The organism is Oleiphilus sp. HI0132 (assembly GCF_001635845.1).
In genome coordinates this window covers 1-905 of sequence record NZ_LWGJ01000032.1, presented here as the reverse complement: position 1 = coordinate 905, position 905 = coordinate 1, and the positions used below count along the sequence as shown (strand labels likewise).

Genomic DNA, 905 nt, shown 5'->3' with positions numbered 1-905 from the left:
ATCGGGTACTCGTTAGCGGTTTGATGCTTCACAAATGAGCGTTTGTTTTTTAAGCACGCTCATTCTTTTTATCTCTACCTCTCTCTTAGTAGCCTCTGAGCGACTCTCAAAATCTTGAGAATAAACGATCTCTCTAGGTTCATGACCACGGAAAAACTTGGCGCCCTTCCCCGCCTTTTTCTCAAACATTTCGCAATGTTCTTTAAATCGCCGATCAATATCCGTGCTGATGCCGGTATATAGTTTTCCACAGGATGTTCGGATCATGTAGACCTGCCAAGACATCAATAAGCCTCTAAATTCATTATTCAGTTAAATATACACTAATTAACCACGGCGATGCGTAGCCGGAGTCATTCAGCTTATATCTTACACCACAACGACGCTCTGTTCTTGAGTGTACCCAAAGCAAGCACTATAATGCAGCCTCTGCAAACAATTGGATAACTCAATGTCGGATCAGCCTTCGCAAAACTCAGCAAATGACACCCAAGAAACAAGCCAGCTCGATGAAACGAAAAGGGCTGAATTCAACCGATTGTTTTGGCATAGCCGCCGAGGAATGCTCGAACTTGATGTGCTGTTAGTGCCATTCTTGAAAGAGGCCTACTCTACTCTTCCTGAAGATGACCAAGCCCGTTTTAGAAACTTATTAGATTGTGAAGACCCCGATCTTTTTGCTTGGTTTATGCGTAACGGAGCACCAGAAGACCCGGATCACGCTCGCATAGTTAAGATTATTCTTGACCGTGTTCAGCCAGACTAAAGTTCAGTTTATACCGTCCAAGTTACTTGCGGGAGTAATTTTGCTCCCGTATGCCGCGGCTATTTTTCTTAGCCTTACTCACGAAATTTATCTGCCGCTAAAAGTTTCTATCTGCTTGATATGCACACTAGCTGGTTTT

At 43.5% G+C, this 905-nt stretch carries 2 protein-coding genes; one reads left to right on the top strand and one right to left on the bottom strand.

Annotated features, from left to right (window positions below; translation table 11 throughout):
- Nucleotides 1-12 precede the first annotated feature (12 nt).
- Nucleotides 13-285 carry a GIY-YIG nuclease family protein gene (locus A3766_RS00575; protein WP_068515703.1) on the bottom strand — a complete coding sequence of 91 codons (273 nt, stop codon included), beginning with the start codon at nucleotides 283-285 and terminating at the stop codon, nucleotides 13-15.
- 166 nt (nucleotides 286-451) lie between these two features.
- Between A3766_RS00575 and A3766_RS28675 the strand changes: the two genes are divergently transcribed.
- Nucleotides 452-766 (top strand): succinate dehydrogenase assembly factor 2, encoded by a 315-nt coding sequence (locus A3766_RS28675; protein WP_082865225.1) that lies wholly within the window; start codon nucleotides 452-454, stop codon nucleotides 764-766.
- The last annotated feature ends 139 nt before the right edge of the window (nucleotides 767-905 follow it).